This window comes from Mesorhizobium sp. Primo-A (genome assembly GCF_003997175.1).
Taxonomy (GTDB): domain Bacteria; phylum Pseudomonadota; class Alphaproteobacteria; order Rhizobiales; family Rhizobiaceae; genus Mesorhizobium; species Mesorhizobium ciceri.
Genome location: NZ_RZTG01000008.1, coordinates 26,267 through 43,450, shown reverse-complemented (window position 1 = coordinate 43,450; position 17,184 = coordinate 26,267). Strand labels below are relative to the sequence as shown.

Annotated in this window: 16 protein-coding genes and 1 riboswitch; of the genes, 8 read left to right on the top strand and 8 right to left on the bottom strand. The window is 64.9% G+C overall.

The genetic code is table 11. From position 1 onward, the window contains the following. On the top strand, positions 1-777 hold the full coding sequence (locus EOC83_RS15700; RefSeq protein ID WP_063168245.1) for a cobalt-precorrin-6A reductase: 777 nt from the start codon (positions 1-3) through the stop codon (positions 775-777). On the opposite strand, the gene EOC83_RS15695 is transcribed toward EOC83_RS15700, so the two are convergent. The 8 genes from EOC83_RS15695 to EOC83_RS15660 form a co-directional block, all read right to left on the bottom strand. Further along, a complete protein-coding gene (locus tag EOC83_RS15695) occupies positions 741-1,505 on the bottom strand; it encodes a precorrin-3B C(17)-methyltransferase (RefSeq protein WP_063168244.1) in 765 nt (254 codons plus the stop codon). The two genes, EOC83_RS15700 and EOC83_RS15695, sit on opposite strands and share 37 nt — an antisense overlap. Continuing rightward, positions 1,502-2,260, bottom strand: a complete 759-nt coding sequence (locus EOC83_RS15690; RefSeq protein WP_013531083.1) for a precorrin-2 C(20)-methyltransferase — start codon at positions 2,258-2,260, stop codon at positions 1,502-1,504. Before EOC83_RS15690 ends, EOC83_RS15695 begins: the two co-directional genes overlap by 4 nt. Further along, entirely contained in the window at positions 2,257-2,889 is a 633-nt protein-coding gene (locus tag EOC83_RS15685) for a precorrin-8X methylmutase (protein WP_063168243.1), read from the bottom strand. The genes EOC83_RS15690 and EOC83_RS15685 overlap by 4 nt, the downstream gene beginning before the upstream one ends. Positions 2,890-2,891: 2 nt before the next feature. Continuing rightward, the gene (cobG, locus tag EOC83_RS15680) at positions 2,892-4,385 is read right to left on the bottom strand and encodes a precorrin-3B synthase (protein WP_063168242.1); all 1,494 of its coding nucleotides are present in this window, start codon (positions 4,383-4,385) and stop codon (positions 2,892-2,894) included. Then, positions 4,382-7,744: a cobaltochelatase subunit CobN gene (gene cobN, locus EOC83_RS15675; RefSeq protein WP_063168241.1), complete on the bottom strand. Its 3,363-nt coding sequence runs from the start codon at positions 7,742-7,744 to the stop codon at positions 4,382-4,384. Before cobN ends, cobG begins: the two co-directional genes overlap by 4 nt. A gap of 18 nt (positions 7,745-7,762) precedes the next feature. Then, complete coding sequence (cobW, locus tag EOC83_RS15670; protein ID WP_127325955.1) at positions 7,763-8,800, bottom strand: cobalamin biosynthesis protein CobW; 1,038 nt, start codon at positions 8,798-8,800, stop codon at positions 7,763-7,765. A 2-nt stretch (positions 8,801-8,802) separates the two neighbouring features. Then, positions 8,803-9,231, bottom strand: coding sequence for a DUF1636 family protein (locus EOC83_RS15665; protein WP_013531088.1), 429 nt, complete (start codon positions 9,229-9,231; stop codon positions 8,803-8,805). 38 nt (positions 9,232-9,269) lie between these two features. Then, positions 9,270-9,474: riboswitch (cobalamin riboswitch) on the bottom strand. A 30-nt stretch (positions 9,475-9,504) separates the two neighbouring features. Then, positions 9,505-10,704 carry a winged helix-turn-helix domain-containing protein gene (locus EOC83_RS15660; protein ID WP_063168239.1) on the bottom strand — a complete coding sequence of 400 codons (1,200 nt, stop codon included), beginning with the start codon at positions 10,702-10,704 and terminating at the stop codon, positions 9,505-9,507. Positions 10,705-11,035: 331 nt separating this feature from the next. Here EOC83_RS15660 and EOC83_RS15655 point away from each other — a divergent pair, with 331 nt between their 5' ends. The 7 genes from EOC83_RS15655 to EOC83_RS15625 all read left to right on the top strand — a co-directional run bounded on the left by EOC83_RS15655 (position 11,036) and on the right by EOC83_RS15625 (position 17,128). Then, complete coding sequence (locus tag EOC83_RS15655) at positions 11,036-11,401, top strand: NADH-quinone oxidoreductase subunit A (RefSeq protein WP_010910112.1); 366 nt, start codon at positions 11,036-11,038, stop codon at positions 11,399-11,401. Continuing rightward, a complete protein-coding gene (locus EOC83_RS15650) occupies positions 11,392-11,973 on the top strand; it encodes an NADH-quinone oxidoreductase subunit B (protein WP_013531090.1) in 582 nt (193 codons plus the stop codon). Before EOC83_RS15655 ends, EOC83_RS15650 begins: the two co-directional genes overlap by 10 nt. A gap of 4 nt (positions 11,974-11,977) precedes the next feature. Beyond that, positions 11,978-12,580 carry an NADH-quinone oxidoreductase subunit C gene (locus EOC83_RS15645; protein ID WP_013531091.1) on the top strand — a complete coding sequence of 201 codons (603 nt, stop codon included), beginning with the start codon at positions 11,978-11,980 and terminating at the stop codon, positions 12,578-12,580. After that, positions 12,581-13,771 (top strand): NADH-quinone oxidoreductase subunit D, encoded by a 1,191-nt coding sequence (locus EOC83_RS15640; protein WP_024501361.1) that lies wholly within the window; start codon positions 12,581-12,583, stop codon positions 13,769-13,771. Continuing rightward, complete coding sequence (locus tag EOC83_RS15635) at positions 13,772-15,052, top strand: NADH-quinone oxidoreductase subunit E (RefSeq protein WP_063168238.1); 1,281 nt, start codon at positions 13,772-13,774, stop codon at positions 15,050-15,052. Positions 15,053-15,062: 10 nt separating this feature from the next. Then, the gene (gene nuoF, locus EOC83_RS15630) at positions 15,063-16,367 is read left to right on the top strand and encodes an NADH-quinone oxidoreductase subunit NuoF (protein ID WP_013531094.1); all 1,305 of its coding nucleotides are present in this window, start codon (positions 15,063-15,065) and stop codon (positions 16,365-16,367) included. A gap of 71 nt (positions 16,368-16,438) precedes the next feature. Next, complete coding sequence (locus EOC83_RS15625; RefSeq protein ID WP_063168237.1) at positions 16,439-17,128, top strand: NADH-ubiquinone dehydrogenase; 690 nt, start codon at positions 16,439-16,441, stop codon at positions 17,126-17,128. The last annotated feature ends 56 nt before the right edge of the window (positions 17,129-17,184 follow it).

The window sequence follows — 17,184 nt, the reverse complement described above, 5'->3', positions numbered from 1 at the left end:
ATGACCCACCGTATCCTGATCCTCGGCGGCACCACCGAAGCGCGGCAACTGGCCGGAAAACTGGCGGCGCGTGCCTCGGTCACACTGTCGCTGGCCGGCCGCACCGAAAGCCCGGTCGCGCAAGGCGTGCCGGTGCGAAGCGGAGGCTTTGGCGGCGCCGACGGGCTGGCCGCTTACCTCACGGAAACGGCCACCGATCTGCTGATCGACGCCACGCATCCCTATGCGGCGCAAATCTCCGCCAATGCCGCACAAGCCGCGCGCATGGCCGGCGTGCCGATCCTTGCCCTGCGGCGTCCCGGCTGGGAGCCTGTCGAAGGCGACCGCTGGACGTTGGTCGGTACGGTCGGCGATGCCGCGCAAGCGCTTGGACCGGCGCCGCGCCGCGTTTTTCTGGCACTGGGCCGGCAAGAGGTTGCGGCTTTCGAAGCAGCGCCCCAGCACCACTATGTCATTCGCAGTGTCGATCCGGTCGAGCCGAAGCTGGCCGTGCCCGACGCCGAATATCTGTTGGCCCGTGGCCCGTTTCGCGACGCGGAGGAACGCGCGCTGCTCGAAAGGCACCGCATCGATGTCGTGGTGTCCAAGAACAGCGGCGGCGAGGCGACCTTTGGCAAGATCGCCTCGGCGCGGGCGCTTGGCATCGAGGTGGTCATGATCCGCAGGCCTGATCTGCCGGACGTGCCCTCGGCTGAAACCGTCGAAGCGCTGGCCGCCATTGTCGATCGATTTGGGATCGATCATTTTGTCCGTCCCGTGGACGAGCGCGGCGTGTAGACCAGCGCCGGCTTCTCCGTGCGCTTGATAATCCTGGTTTCCGGCGAGCCGATGATGATGCAGGTCGCCATGTCCGCCTTTTCAGCCTCGACATCGGCCAGCAGGTAGACCTCGATACGCTCGTCCGGGCGACCGGCGGCGCGGCCGAAGATTACCGGCGTGGTGCCCGGCAGGATGGCGGTCAGGCACTCGAAGGCGCGGCCGAGTTGCCAGGGGCGGGCCTTGCTGATCGGGTTGTAAAGCGCGATGACGAAGCCGGCACCGGCCGCCGCCAGCAGGCGCAGTTCGATCAACTCCCATGGCTTTAGATTGTCGGAGAGCGAGATGGCGCAGAAATCATGGCCGAGCGGCGCGCCGATGCGGGCGGCAACCGCAAGCATGGCGGTGATGCCGGGCACCACGGCGACATCGACTGCGCGCCATTCGACCGGACCGGCCTCGATCGCCTCGCAGACGGCCGCCGCCATGGCGAACACGCCGGGATCGCCGCCGGAGACCACGGCGACGTCATGGCCCTCTGCAGCCTTGCTCAATGCGTCCTTGGAGCGGGCGAGTTCCTCGCGGTTGTCGGAAGCGACGCGGGTCTGGTCCGGGCGCAGGTCCAGCCGGTCGAGATAGGGTTTGTAGCCGTAAAAGAATTTCGCCTCGGCGACAGCGCGGCTGGCCTCCGGGGTGACCTGATCGGCATTGCCGGGGCCAAGGCCGATGACGATGAGACGGCCACTCATACCTGCGCTCCCACGGCGCCGGGGCGGCCGGACCAGCCGGCGACCAGCACGATGGCGAAGTAGGGCGCCTTGTCGTCCTTTTTGTCGGCAAGCTTCATCGAGACGCTGCCGGCCATGGTGCCGCGCTCGACATAGACGGCGCGCGACAGCTTGGCCGTAGCCTCCAGCGCCCGCCTGATCTTGGGCAGGTTGCGGCCGACCTTCATTATGACGGCGGCATCGGTGTCGGCCAGCCGGCGGGTCAGCTCGAACTCGCTCATCGTGCCCGGCAGCACGGTGAGCACGTCGTCGCCCTGGACGATCGGAATACCGGTCTGCGACCAGCAGCCGGACATGGCGGTGACGCCGGGGATGACTTCGGTCGGAAAACGATGGGCGAGGCGCACATGCAGATGCATGTAAGAGCCGTAGAACAGCGGGTCGCCCTCCGACAGCACCGCAACCATTCTGCCGGCTTCGAGGTGCTCGGCGACCTTTTCGGCCGACTCCTCGTAGAAAGCCGTGATCTGCGAGCGGTAGTCGTCGTGGTCCCTGGCGATTTCGGTTGTGACGGGATAGAGCAGCGGCAATTCCGTCATTTCGGGCCGGAACTGCGCTTCGACGATGGCGCGGGCGTTGCTGTTGTTGCCGCGCTTGGCGAAATAGGCCACGACATCGGCCTCGGCCAGGATGCGGGCGGCTTTTAGGGTCAGCAGTTCGGGGTCGCCAGGACCGGTGCCGACGCCAACGAGGCGGCCTTTGAGAAAGGCGTTCACAGGCCAGGCCTCGCCAATGAATTGAGCGCGGCGGCGGTCATGGCACTGCCGCCAAGCCGGCCACGCACGATGGCGTAGGGAACGCCGTAGGAATTCTCGGCCAGCGCATCCTTGGATTCGGCCGCACCGACGAAGCCGACCGGCATGCCGATGATGGCCGCCGGCTTCGGTGCGCCATCGCGCAGTTTTTCCAGGAGATAGAATAGCGCGGTCGGCGCATTGCCGATGGCAACCACAGAGCCGGCCATGCGCTCGCCCCAGAGGTCGATGGCGGCCGCCGAACGGGTGTTGCCGATTTGCCTGGCAATTTCGTGCGTACGCGGGTCGCGCAAGGTGCAGATCACCTCGTTGCCCGCCGGCAGCCTGGCGCGGGTGACGCCATGCGAGACCATTTCCGCGTCGCAGAAGATCGGCGCGCCGGCCGCCAAAGCGGTGCGGGCGGCGGCAACGAAATCCTTGGAGAACACAAAATGATTTGAAGCTTCGACCTGGCCGCAGGCATGGATCATGCGAATGGCGACATCGGCCTCAGCTTCGGAGAAGCGCGACAGATCGGCCTCGGCGCGGATGATGGCGAAGGAGCGCTCGTAGATCGCCGTGCCGTCATGGATGTAGTCGTAGGCGGCCATGCTCATTTCCGTTTTTCAGTTTGGGCCTGTCGGTAGGCCTCGGCGATACCGGCCGGCCCGAGCCTTGTCAGGCAAGCGGCGGCGGTTTCACCTTGATATCGTGTGCTGCGGATCATCGCCGCGACGCGGCCGATGCCGCGCGCGGCGTCATAGCCCGGCCTGTAGCCGGCAGGAAGGGCCTTTGCCGTCGCGTTCACGACAAGTCCGGCTCCATTTTCGCCGCCGACGATCGTCAGCGCTGCCGGACCGGGGTGGGCGCAGCCTTTGGCACAGCCGGAAATGTGAAGGGTGAAGTCGAGGATGTCGGCTGTTTCAGCGGCGATCGTCTCGGCGATGTCGCGTGTGGCGATGCGGCCGGAGGCGCAGGCCGGCATGCCCGGGCAAGCGGCAATGCGCGTGCGCGGGTCGGCGGGGGCGGTGACGAAGCCGAGGATGGCGGCGGTGTGTTGGAGCGATGGGTTGGCGGCGGTTGGTTGCCCGAGGAACAGCAAGGCACGACCGGGGGCGAGGCGGATTTCGGTTGTGCCGAGGGCGATGGCGGCTTGCGCGAGGGCGATGATCTTGTCGGCCGGCATGCTGCCGTAGGGCAGGGCGATGCCGAGGGCGGTGGCGTGGCCGGCTAAGGGGAAAAGGCCGATAGGTTTGCGCGAGGCGCCCCCCTCTGTCCTGCCGGACATCTCCCCCTCTAGGGGGGAGATTACGCCGTCACCGATGGTTTCGCCAATCTCCGGTGCTGTTAAGGAAAAGCCGGCGTCGAAGCTGCCAATCTCCCCGCCTGAGGGGGAGATGTCCGGCAGGACAGAGGGGGGCGCCTCGCGCAAACTCGTCGAGCACAGCCAACCCGCCAAAGACACTAATTGCCTCTCCGATAAATCCCTTGCGTGGGCCTCGCGGCCTTTCTCTGCAACCATCCTTAGAGCTGCAACGGCAATATCGCGCGCCGCACCTTGATCGGCAAACGCCAGCGGCCTCGCATTCCTCCCGTCACCCGCGACAGACACGCGCCACCGAACTCCCGCATCGGTGCGCGTTGCAGCAAGCCGCACGTCGGCCGTGACCGCATCCATGGCGAGTTGCCCGCAGCCGTCCACAACGACCGACACCTTCGGTCTTAGGCGCTGTACGAGCCCAGCTTCTTCGATCGCAGCCCTGATACGTTCAGCCAGCGGCCGGGGATCGGCAATCTCTTGCGGATCAATGCCTGCCAGCGGCCCGGTCTCGACCGGCACGCCGGTGCGAACCGCGATATCAAGCGCATCGACCTCCGCCGCCAGCAGCGCAGCACTTTGCGCCGTCAGGCCGCGTATCTGCAAACTGCCGCGCGCGGTGACTTCCATGATGCCATTGCCGTGCCGCAAAGCGGATTCGGCTAGTCCGATCAACGACTCTGGCGACATTCCCCCAGCAACCGGGTTGAGCCGCACCAGCAGGCCGTCGCCGGTTTGCATCGGTGCCGACAAAGCCGGACAGGCGCCGCGGCGCGAGAAGGCGCTCATGCCGCCACCCCAAGTGCTTCTGCCTCGGCAATCAGGGCCGTCAAATCGTCGTCGATGGAATTGCGCAGGGGATGCCAGAGGCCGCGCCGGCGCGCCGACAGGAAACGCTCGGCGATGATTTTTGCGGCGGCGGGGTTTTCGCGCAGGATGAAGGCGCGGACCATGGGATCGCCGACATAGGCGTCATGCACCGCCTCGATCAGCGTTCCCGGAATGGCGTGCGTGGTTTCGGCGAAGCCGACCAGCCGGTCGACGGTTTCGGCGAATTCGGAGGCACCGCGCGGGCCGTGCCGCATCTGGCCAGCGATGAAACGGGCATTGACGGCGCGGGCACGCACGACGCGCGCTACGGCCTCACTGATCGAGCGTGGCTTCGGCTTTTGCGGGTCCGTGGTGTCGAGCACGATGACGTCGGCATTCCTGCCGAGCGCCGCAAGTGCTGCGGAAAAGCCGCCGATGAAGGCCACATCGGCGGAGCCCTCGAGGATGTCGCGGCCGGGGTCGTCGCCGGTGTGGACGAGAAGATCGGCTTCGGCGATGCGGCCCTCGAAGGCGCCGGGCGCGGAGATGCCTTCGCCCCCGGCGCCGCCATAGGCGTGCGATGTAGCGTCGAGATAGGCGCGGCCGATTTCGTCGCGTGCCGCCCAGTCGCCGGAGGACATGAGATCCTCGACGCCGGCGCCGTATGTGCCCGGCGAGGTGCCGAAGATGCGCGGGCTGATCTTGCCGTCGGCGCGGGTTTTGGCCGCGAGCGGGTTTTCCGAATCGTCCTCGTCGCGCGCGGCAACCGCGTTGGCTGCGGCATCGATCAGCGCGATCTGGGTCGGGAACATGTCGCGGAACAGGCCTGATATGCGCCATGTGACATCGACGCGTGGCCTTCCGAGCGTGGCCGGCGGCAGCACTTCGATGCCGGTGATGCGGCCGGTGGCCAAATCCCATTGCGGCCGGCAGCCCATCAGCGCCAGGCCTTGAGCGATCTCCTCGCCGCCGGTGCGCAGCGATGCCGAGCCCCAGAGATCGATGACTAGCGAGCGTGGCCAGTCGCCATGCGACTGCATGTAGCCGCGCACGACTTCCTCCGCCGCTGCCCTGCCCAGATCATAGGCGGTCGGCGTCGGCATGGTGCGCGGGTCCGAGGTGAACAAATTGCGGCCGGTAGGCAAGACGTCCGAGCGGCCGCGCGCAGGCGCGCCGGCCGGCCCAGCCTTGACGTGGCGGCCATCGAGCGCGGCGATGAGCGCCGTCTTCTCGGCTTCAGCACTTTGCCGGCGCATGGCGTCCGGCTCATCCTCCGGAGCGCGGCCATAGATATGCAGCCCGTCCTTGATGGCGAAATCCTTGAGGTCGCAGAGCCAGGCATCGATGCGGCGCAAGGCCTCGTCGGGCGCGTCGGTTCTGGCAACGCCGGCTTCGGAGGCGAGACCGGTTTTTTGCGCGGTGTCGACGATCAGTTTCGCCAGTCGGTCACGGCGGCGACGGTCGAGCCCGTCGGCCTGCGCATATTCGTCGACCAGCCGCTCGAGCTTGTGCTGGTTTTCGTCCAGCCCGGCGCCGGTCAGCGGTGGCGGTAAATGGCCAAGGGTGACGGCGGCAATGCGCCGCTTGGCCTGCGCCGCTTCGCCCGGGTTGGAGACGATGAAGGGATAGATGACGGGCAGGGGACCGGTGACGATCTCCGGAAAGCAGTTTTCCGACAGAGCAACGGTTTTGCCCGGCAGCCATTCAAGCGTGCCATGGGCGCCGACATGGACCAGCGCGTGGACGCCGAGCGACTTGCGCAGCCAGAGGCCGAAGGCGATCAGCGCATGGCGCGGGGGCAGCGTCGGGTCGTGGTAGTCGGCGCGGCGGTCGACGGAGCGGCCGCGGTCGGGGGCGAGGGCGATGGTGACGTTGCCGAAGGTGGCGGCGCGGAAGGGGAAGCTTCCGCGCAAACCTGTTTCGTCTTCCGCTTTGCCCCAAGCGGCTTCGACCGCAGTAATTGCCGCAGTCGGCAACTCCGTCGAGAAGGCAATGTAGTTATCTAAGGCCAATCCAGTATCGCTGGCTTCCAGCAAATCCAGCAACCCACGCGGCGTCTGCGGAATCCCCTCAATCACATAGCCCTGCTCCTTCAGGTCATGCAGCATGGCGAGCACGCTGGACGGCACGTCGAGGCCGACGGCATAGCCGGTTCGACCAGGAGCGCTAGGGTAATCCGGGATTAGGATGGCCAGCTTGCGCCCGGCGCGGGGTGTCTCCTGCAACTTGATGAAGGCCGCGACGCGGTCAGCGACCTGCGCCACGCGATCCGGTTCCGGCCGGTTGGCGAAGGCGCGGTGGCCGAGTGCGGGATCGGTCTCGGTCTCGCCCTTGAAGGAAATGGCGCCGGCGAGGACGCGGCCGTCGAGTTCGGGCAGCACGACATGCATGGCGAGGTCGGCGGGTGCCAGGCCACGCTGGTTGTTTTGCCAGATGTCGCGGCGGGTGGTGGCGACGATGACCTGGAAGACAGGCACGCCGGCGCGGTCGAACAGCGTTTCGATGCCGGGTTCGGCGCCTGAGGCGAAAGCGGTCGCGGTGATGATGGCGGCGGGCTTCAGCGCCGTCAGTGCTGTTTCCACGAAGGCGAGGGAGGTTGGGTCCTTGAGGCTGGAGACGAAGATCGGGACTGGGTCGATGCCGCGCTGCCGCAGCGCTTCAACAAGCGCATCGATGGGCGCGACATCGGCGGCCAGCAGCATCGAGCGATAGAACAGGATGGGGATGATAGGAGCGTTGACGTTGTAAGCGCCAGCATTCGATAAGTCCGGCTTCTCCACAACTCCACATCCGGGCACGTAAAAACCAGCTTTCGGCACCACCACCGGGCCGATCACTTCCGCATCCTGTCCCGCCAAGCCCGCCAGCCTGCGCACCAGCGCGCTCATATTCGCCGGGCCGCCCTCGCGGAAATAGTCGAGCAGGCCGTCCAACTCCTCGCGCGGCAGCGTCGAGGCTTCGATCAGGCGCAGATCCTCGTCGCGGCATTCGCCGGGCAGCAGCGCCAGTTTTATGCCGCGTTCGCGGGCGGTCGAGGCAAGCTGGTCGCAGCCGTAGCGCCACCAGTCGTAGCCGCCGAGGATGCGCACGAGGATGATCTTGGCATGGCGGGCGACGCTGTCGACCCAGAGGTCGACGGACATGGGATGGCGCAAGTCGCGCAGTGCGGCCAGCCGCATCGAGGGCAGGCGGTCGGCATCGGTCCTCCACGCCGCCGCCAGTCCGGCGAGGTCGCTGTCGGTGAAGGACAGGGCCACGATATCCGCCGGCGTCTGCCGCAGATCGACCGGCTCGGCGAGGTCGTCGAGCGAGGCGGATGTCGTGGTTAGGATGTGCATCGCAATCCGTGTCCGAAATCAGCCGGCGAGTATACGCTCGATCGCCGGGCGGTTCAGCCCTTTCAGGCCGATGACGACGAGGCGCGAGCGGCGGTCATCCTCAGCGGTCCAGGCGCGGTCATAGTAATGATTGACGCGCGGCCCGACGGCCTGCAGCAAGAGCCGCATCGGCTTGCCGCCGACCTCGACGAAGCCTTTTACGCGCAGCACGTTCTCTTCTTCGGCGACGGTGGCGACGCGCTTTGCCAGCTCGTCCGGATTGGCGATCGAGGCAATGTCGACGATGAACGTGTCGAAGTCGTCATTCTCGTGGTCGAATGCGCCGTCATGATGGGACTTGCGGTTTTCGATGTCGTCCTCGACGGCCAGACCGAGCCCGAGCAGCACGGAGGGATCGACCTTGCCATGCGAGGTCGGCACGATCTTCACTGCGCGGGCGGAGTGTTCGCCAACGATGGCATTGGCGCGGGCGGTGCCGGCGGCGTCCATCAGGTCGCTCTTCGACAGGATGATCAGGTCGGCGCAGGCGATCTGGTCCTCGAACACTTCTTCCACCGGATCGTCGTGGTCGAGCGTCTCGTCCCCGGCGCGCTGCGCCTGGAGGGCCTCCATGTCGTTGGCGACGCGGCCTTCGGCCAATGCCGGTCCGTCGACCACGGCGATGACGCCATCGACGGTCACCCGGCTTTTCACGCTGGGCCACTGAAAGGCCTGGACCAGCGGCTTGGGCAGTGCCAGGCCCGAGGTTTCGATCAGGATATGGTCGACCCTCGGCGTCAGCGACAGGATTTGGTCGAGCGCCGGGACGAAGTCGTCGGCGACAGTGCAGCAGATACAGCCATTGGCCAGTTCGACGATGTTTTCCTCGGGGCAGGTGTCGATACCGCATCCCTTGAGGATCTCGCCATCGATGCCGATGTCGCCGAATTCGTTGACGATGATGGCGATGCGCTTGCCGCCGGCGTTTTCCAGGAGATGGCGGACCAGCGTCGTCTTGCCGGCGCCGAGGAAGCCAGTGACGACGGTGCAGGGAACGCGGGATACGGAAGTGGTCATGGTCAATCCTTCAGCATGTCGATGGGTGGAATGCGGGCCACGAGGCCGCGCTTGAGGCTATCGGGGCGGCCACGCCACGGGATCAGGCCATCTTTCGAGGTGGCGAAGAGCTTTGCGCCTGTCACGAGGTCGGCGCCGCTGGTCGCGGTCAGGTCGCCGAAGACATAGCTCCAGCAACCGTCGCGCAGGATCGCGGCGCTGAGGCGCCGCTTGCAATTGCCAAGGCATTCGACGCTGCGGATGCGGATATCGTCGCCAGCGGCGGCGCGGCGCGTGTCGTCCGTCAGCAACTCGCCGGCGCGGGGATGAGCGTCGGAGCCGGTCTCATTGCGGCAGGAGCCGCAGACGATGATGGTGACGCCGGCCAAGGCATCATCATGGCCGGACGAAATATCCGCTGTGCCAGCCGAAAAACTGCTGTCGTGGTCCAAAGATCGGGCTCCTTGCCCGGAAACCCGCCGGGCGATCGGATTCTACAGTCGCAGACGGCAGGTCTCCTGGCTCGCGAGTCATCGCCTTGGGTAGCCGCCTTCCCGGGAATTCCCAGTGGTTTTCGGCCTTGGCTCTTCGCTTACAGTTGCGGGGACAGCCGCGGATTTGGGATTTTGCCCCGCACCGCATTCCCTCTTAGCCCTTGCCGTTGCGGGCAAGGGACCATCTGGAACCGGATTTAGGCTTTTGCGGGCGGCGGTGTCAACGCGAGCTTACGACACGGCTATGTCGGCCAGCGCCGCGCCCAAATCGCCGGCAGGCGTCACTTCGATGCGTTCGAGCCCGAGCCAACCTTGCATCTGCTTCAATTCCTCGAACAGCTCCGCAGCGGTTTCAGGCGGCGCACCGGGCTCGGCATAGGCCGCATGGACCCGCAGTATGCTGGCCGGGCGATCGGCCTTGAGGTCGACGCGTGCCACGATCCTGTCGCCGAGCAGGAACGGCAGGACATAATAGCCATACTGCCGCTTGTCGGCAGGTGTGTAGATCTCGATGCGGTAGTGGAAATCGAACAGCCGCTCGGTGCGCGAGCGCTCGAAGACGACCGGATCGAAGGGTGCCAGCAAGGCGCGGGCCTCGACTTTGCGCGGCAGACGGGCGTCCCGGTGAAGATAGGCCGGCTTGTCCCAGCCTTCGACACGCACCGGCAGCAACTCGCCCGTTTCAACCAGTTCCTCCAACCGGCCTTTCATATCGGCCGGCGACAGGCGGAAATAGTCGCGCAAATCGCTTGAAGTCGCCACGCCGTGGGCGCGGGCGGAAATGCGCAGCAATTCGCGGTGCGCGTCCTCAGGCGTCGGCACCGGCAGATCGAGGATCGCCTGCGGCAGCACGCGCTCGGGCAGGTCATAGAAGCGCTCGAAACCGCGGCGGTGCGCCGTGGTGATGCGGCCGGCCCAGAACAGCCATTCGAAGGCGTGTTTGGCATCGCTCCAGCCCCACCAGCCGCCCGAACCTTTCTGGCCCTCCAGCGCGGAAGCGGCGATCGGGCCGCGCTCGGCGACCTCGCGGTAGATCTCTTCGATGTAGGCGGCGTGCTCGCGGCCCCATTTGGCGAGACCCAGATACATTTCCTCGCCCCGCTCGGCGCGCTGCATGCGCCAGCGCATCAGCGGGTATGTCTCGACCGGCAGGAAGGACGCCTCGTGCGCCCAGTATTCGAAAACCGTGCGCTTACGCGTCACGGCCGCGTTGTCGAGCAGCGAGAACGGGTAGGGGCCAAGGCGCGAATAGAGCGGCATATAATGAGCGCGCACCACCGCGCTGACGGAATCGATCTGCAACAGGCCGGTGCGGGAGAGCGTGCGGGCAAAATGCCGGCGGTCGGGCGTGCCGGTCGGGCGAGGATCGAGGAACCCTTGGGCGGCAAGGGCGATGCGCCGGGCCATCGGGAGCGAGATCTTTTCCTTCATGCAGGTATCACTTTGACGTGTTTTGACCGAGGGTCGAATGGCTGATTCCAACCCATGCTAGCAGGGTTTTGGCAGCATTCATGTCAGGAGAGAAAAGTGGAGTAAAAAGCGAAGGAAATCAAACAGGAGCGGATCGGACCAGTTTGCCGCGATATGCCGTCCAGGTCGATGTTTTGAACAAGGTTTGACTTGCTTCGCTGGAAGTGCTGCGCTAACCCTCGCCGCGTTGCAGCATAGGCCCTTAAAACGGTTCAGCGGTTAAACTGTCACGCTTCCGCATTAGGGTCCGGTGCTGTAATCAACGTGGATTGGCGCCAACGGAAAGCCGAGCATGAACGCACTCTTGAGCTCATACCTGCCCATCGTCCTGTTCATAGGCGTGGCGCTGGTTGTCGGCCTGGCGCTGCTGGCCGCGCCCTTCCTGGTGGCCTACCGCAATCCCGATCCCGAAAAGCTTTCCGCCTACGAGTGCGGTTTCAACTCGTTCGACGACGCCCGCATGAAGTTCGACATCCGTTTCTACCTGGTGTCGATCCTGTTCATCATCTTCGACCTGGAAGTAGCCTTCCTGTTTCCGTGGGCGGTGTCGTTTTCGAAGATCGGCATGCTCGGTTTCTGGTCGATGATGGTTTTTTTGGCGGTGCTGACCATCGGCTTTGCCTATGAATGGAAAAAAGGAGCGCTGGAATGGGATTGAACGACAGTTCAGGCACCCTCGTCGCGCCGAAGCCCAAGGGCATCATCGATCCCAACACCGGCAGGCCGGTGGGGGAGGACGATCCCTTCTTCCTCGAGATCAACAACGAGTTGGCCGACAAGGGCTTTCTGGTCACTTCGACCGAGGCGCTCATCACCTGGGCGCGCAGCGGGTCGCTGATGTTCATGACGTTCGGCCTCGCCTGCTGCGCGGTCGAGATGATCCACACCTCGATGCCGCGCTATGATTCGGAGCGGTTCGGCGTCGCGCCACGCGCGTCTCCGCGCCAGTCCGACATCATGATCGTCGCCGGCACGCTGACCAACAAGATGGCGCCGGCGCTGCGCAAGGTCTACGACCAGATGCCGGAGCCGCGCTACGTCATCTCGATGGGCTCCTGCGCCAATGGCGGCGGCTATTACCACTATTCCTATTCGGTGGTGCGCGGCTGCGACCGCATCGTGCCGGTCGACATCTATGTGCCCGGCTGTCCGCCGAGCGCCGAAGCGCTGCTCTACGGCATTCTTCTCTTGCAGAAGAAGATCCGCCGCACCGGCACGATCGAACGGTAAATCCATGACCGCATCCCTGAGCGAACTGTCGACCTATCTCGGCGAGAAGCTGATCGGCCGCGTGAACGAGGCTGATATCGCCTATGGCGAACTCACCATCCATGTCGAGCCGCGCGATCTGGTCGAGGTGATGACCTTCCTGCGCGACGATGCGCGCTGCCAGTTCATCTCGATCATCGATGTCTGCGGCGCCGACTATCCGTCGCGGGCCAAGCGTTTCGACGTCGTCTATCACCTGTTGTCGCCGAAGCAGAATGTGCGCGTCCGCGTCAAGGTGCAGGCCGACGAGGAAACCATGGTGCCGTCGATCACCGGCGTCTATCCCGGCGCCGACTGGTTCGAGCGCGAGACCTACGATCTCTACGGCGTTTTGTTCTCCGGCCATCCCGACCTGCGCCGCCTGCTGACCGACTATGGCTTCGAAGGCCATCCCTTGCGCAAGGATTTCCCGCTGACCGGCTTCGTCGAGGTGCGCTACGACGACGAGGCCAAGCGCGTTATCTATGAGCCGGTCGAGCTCAAGCAGGAATTCCGCAATTTCGATTTTCTGTCCCCGTGGGAAGGTACGGATTACGTGCTGCCGGGTGACGAGAAGGCAAAGCAGTAAATGGCTGAAACCTCCGTCCGCAACTTCAACATCAATTTCGGCCCGCAACACCCCGCGGCGCACGGCGTTTTGCGCCTTGTGCTGGAGCTGGACGGCGAAGTCGTCGATCGCGTCGATCCGCATATCGGACTGCTGCATCGCGGTACCGAAAAGCTGATCGAAGCCAAAACCTATCTGCAGGCGGTACCCTATCTCGACCGGCTCGACTATTGCGCGCCGATGAACCAGGAACATGCCTTTGCGCTGGCCGCCGAGCGTCTGCTCGGCATCGAGGTGCCGAAGCGTGGCCAGGTGATCCGCGTTCTCTACAGCGAGATCGGCCGCATCATGTCGCACATCCTCAATGTGACGACGCAGGCGATGGACGTCGGTGCGCTGACGCCGCCGCTGTGGGGCTTCGTCGAACGCGAAAAGCTGATGGTGTTCTATGAGCGCGCCTCCGGTTCGCGCATGCATGCCGCTTATTTTCGGCCCGGCGGCGTCCATCAGGACCTGCCGCGTCAACTGGTCGAGGACATCGGCAAGTGGATCGACCCGTTCCTGAAGTCGATCGACGACCTCGACCGGCTGCTGACCGGCAACCGCATCTTCAAGCAGCGCAATGTCGATATTGGCATCGTCTCGCTGGCGGATGCCTGGGCCTGGGGTTTTTCGGGCGTGATGGTGCGTGGCTCGGGTGCAGCCTGGGATCTGCGCAAGTCGCAACCCTATGAATGCTATTCGGAGATGGATTTCGACATTCCGATCGGCAAGAACGGCGACTGCTTCGACCGCTACCTCGTGCGCATGGAAGAAATGCGCCAGTCGGCGAAGATCATGCGCCAGTGCGTCGACCTTTTGCTCGGCAAGGAGAGCACCGGCCCGGTGTCGAACCTCGATGGCAAGGTGGTGCCGCCCAAGCGCCAGGCGATGAAGCGCTCGATGGAAGCGCTGATCCATCACTTCAAGCTCTACACCGAGGGTTATCGCGTGCCGGCCGGCGAGGTTTACGCCGCCGTCGAGGCGCCGAAGGGCGAATTCGGCGTCTATCTGGTCTCCGACGGCTCCAACAAGCCCTACCGCTGCAAGCTGCGCGCGCCGGGTTTCGCGCATCTGCAGGCGATGGATTTCCTCTGCCGCGGCCACATGCTGGCCGACGTCACCGCCGTTCTCGGCTCCCTCGACATCGTGTTTGGTGAGGTCGATCGCTAAATGTCAGTCCGCCGTCTCGCAGAAGCCAGCGTCCAGCCAGCATCCTTCGCCTTCAACCGGGCGAATGCCGCGGCTGCGAAGCAATGGATCAAGAAGTACCCGAAGGGCCGTGAACAGTCGGCCATCATCCCGCTTCTGATGATAGCACAGGAGCAGGAAGGCTGGGTGACGAAGGCGGCGATCGAGACGATCTCCGACATGCTCGGCATGCCCCGCATCCGCGGGCTGGAAGTCGCGACCTTCTACACGCAGTACCAGTTGAATCCGGTCGGCACGCGTGCGCACATCCAGGTCTGCGGCACCACGCCCTGCATGCTGCGCGGTTCGGAAGCGCTGATGGATGTCTGCCGCTCCAAAATCCATCACGACCAGTTCCACACCAACGACAAGGGAACCTTGTCTTGGGAAGAGGTGGAATGCCTCGGTGCCTGCGTCAACGCGCCGATGGTGATGATCTTCAAGGACACGTTCGAGGATCTGACGCCGGAACGCCTGGCTGAAATCATCGATCTCTATGACGCCGGCAAGGGTGCTGCGGTGGAACCGGGGCCGCAGAATGGCCGCACCGGCTCGGAGCCGGCCTCCGGCCTCACCACGCTGAAGAGCGAAAAGGCGATCCTCAAGTCGACCCGCGACAGGGAAGCCAGGGAGGCGGCCAAGGCCGCCAGGGCGGCACCCGACGCGATCGTCGCAGCGCCGGTGCCGGCGCCGGCCGCGGCCCCTGTCGCACCGTCCAACACCAGCAAGCCGAAGACCGACGCCCCTGAAACCAGCCCGGCGCTGAAGACGCCTTCAAAAACCAAGGTCGCGCCGGCGGCTGAAAAGGCGGCGAGTGTTGCCGCTCCACTGCATTCGGCCGCCAATGCCAACAAGGCAGACTCCAAAGTCGAGCAGGTTTCCAAGCAGCGCAGTGGCCCCATCACCAAGGCCGAGCCGGCCTCCGCCTTCAAGGCGCCAGAGGTCAAGGTACCGGCCGCCAAGCCGGCCAAACCGTCGCTCGGGGACAAGAACCGCCCGGCCGGCATCGACAGGCCGGCACAGGTCGATGACCTCAAACTGATCTCCGGCGTCGGCCCCAAGATCGAGGGCATCCTGCATACGCTGGGCATCTTTACCTTCGCGCAGGTCGCGTCGTGGAAGAAGGCCGAACGCGAGTGGGTGGATGGCTATCTCTCTTTCCAGGGCCGCATCGATCGCGACGACTGGGTCAAGCAGGCCAAGGCGCTCGCCAAGGGTGGCGTCGCCGAATACATCCGCGTCTTCGGCAAGAAGCCGGTCTGAGGGACGAAAAATGCTCGGGGATAAAGACCGCATCTTCACCAATATCTACGGCCTGTTCGACAAGTCCTTGGCCGGCGCGATGGCGCGCGGCGCCTGGGATAACACGCCCGGCATCGTCGCCAAGGGCCGCGAGTGGATCGTCAACGAGATGAAGGCGTCGGGCCTGCGCGGCCGTGGCGGCGCCGGCTTCCCGACGGGCCTCAAATGGTCGTTCATGCCCAAGCAGAGCGACGGCCGGCCGAGCTACCTGGTCATCAATGCCGACGAATCGGAGCCCGGCACCTGCAAGGACCGCGACATCCTGCGCAACGACCCGCACACGCTGGTCGAGGGCGCGCTGCTTGCCGGTTTCGCCATGGGTGCGGTTGCCGCCTACATCTATGTGCGCGGCGAGTTCATCCGCGAGCGCGAGGCGCTGCAGCGCGCGATCGAGGAGGCCTATGAGGCCAAGCTGATCGGCAAGAACAACACCTCCGGCTACGATTTCGACATCTACATGCACCACGGCGCCGGCGCCTATATCTGCGGCGAGGAGACAGCGCTCCTCGAAAGCCTCGAAGGCAAGAAGGGCCAGCCGCGGCTGAAGCCGCCATTCCCGGCCAATGTCGGCCTCTATGGCTGCCCGACCACGGTCAACAATGTCGAATCGATCGCGGTTGCGCCGACCATCCTGCGCCGCGGTGCGGCCTGGTTCTCGTCCTTCGGCCGGCCGAACAATGTCGGCACCAAGCTGTTTTGCATCTCCGGCCACGTCAACAATCCGTGCACGGTCGAAGAGGCGATGTCGATCCCGTTCCGCGAACTGATCGAGACGCATTGCGGCGGCATTCGCGGCGGCTGGGACAATCTTTTGGCGGTCATACCGGGCGGCGCTTCGGTGCCGCTGGTGCCGGCCGAGCAGATCATCGACGCGCCGATGGATTTCGACGCGCTGCGCGACCTCAAATCCGGCCTTGGAACCGCGGCTGTCATCGTCATGGACAAGTCGACCGATGTCGTGAAGGCGATCGCGCGGCTTTCCTACTTCTACAAGCACGAGAGCTGCGGCCAGTGCACGCCATGCCGCGAAGGTACCGGCTGGATGTGGCGGGTGATGGAACGGCTGGTGCGCGGCGAGGCGCAGAAGCGCGAGATCGATATGCTGCTCGACGTCACCAAGCAGATCGAAGGCCATACGATCTGCGCGCTGGGCGACGCGGCGGCATGGCCGATCCAGGGCCTGATGCGGCATTTCCGCGGCGAAGTGGAGCGGCGCATCGACGAGTTTTCGCGCAATGCGCACCGGGCCGAGCCTGTGATGGTGGCGGCGGAATAGAAGAACGTTTTACGCGGACGAAAGTCCGCAGCGAAGGGCGGGGCGAACGACGAAACGACCAGGAGAACTCTATGGCGCCGTATTCGAACCCGCTGATGCCCAATTTGGACCAGATCGAGCAGATGAACCAGGACTTGACCAGGATGATGCCGAAGGAGATGGCCAGTGCCGTCAACCTTTTCGTGCATCCTGTGGCGGGTGCGGCCGCGATGTCGGCGCTTGGCCTCGGGCTTGCCAATCATGCTTTTGGCGTCTGGCTGGGCGCGTTTTCAGGCGCGGCAGAAGCCTCGCAACGGCTGCTGCAGCCGATCGTCGATGATTTCGAGGCGCGCGTCGCCCAGTTCGATGAACCGAGTCCTTCCTCCACCAAGGCACGGGCAACGGCGAAAACAATGATCGCCGAGGCGCAGTCCTTCGCGCAGGAAGTCACCGATATTGCCGCCAAGGAAGCCGCCACCATGACGCCGGTGGCAAATGCCGTTCCCGCAACGGGCGGCGTCGGCGATGCGCTGTTGCCCGAGGATTTCAGGCAGCCCAAGGCCATGGAGAAGCCGGCGAAACCGGCGGATCTCAAGGCGATATCCGGCATCGGGCCCAAGCTGGAAAAGGTTCTCAACGGCCTCGGCATCTGGACGTATGCCCAGATCGCGGCATGGACGCCGCAAGAGGTTGCCTGGGTCGAGGACTATCTGTCGCTCGGCGGCCGCATCGGCCGCGACGATTGGACAGCTCAAGCGGCGGCGCTCGCCGTCAAGAAGTGAATGAAGTGCTCGACGTGGTCTCGACCGCGTCCGGAAAAAGAGATTGCGGGAACTCC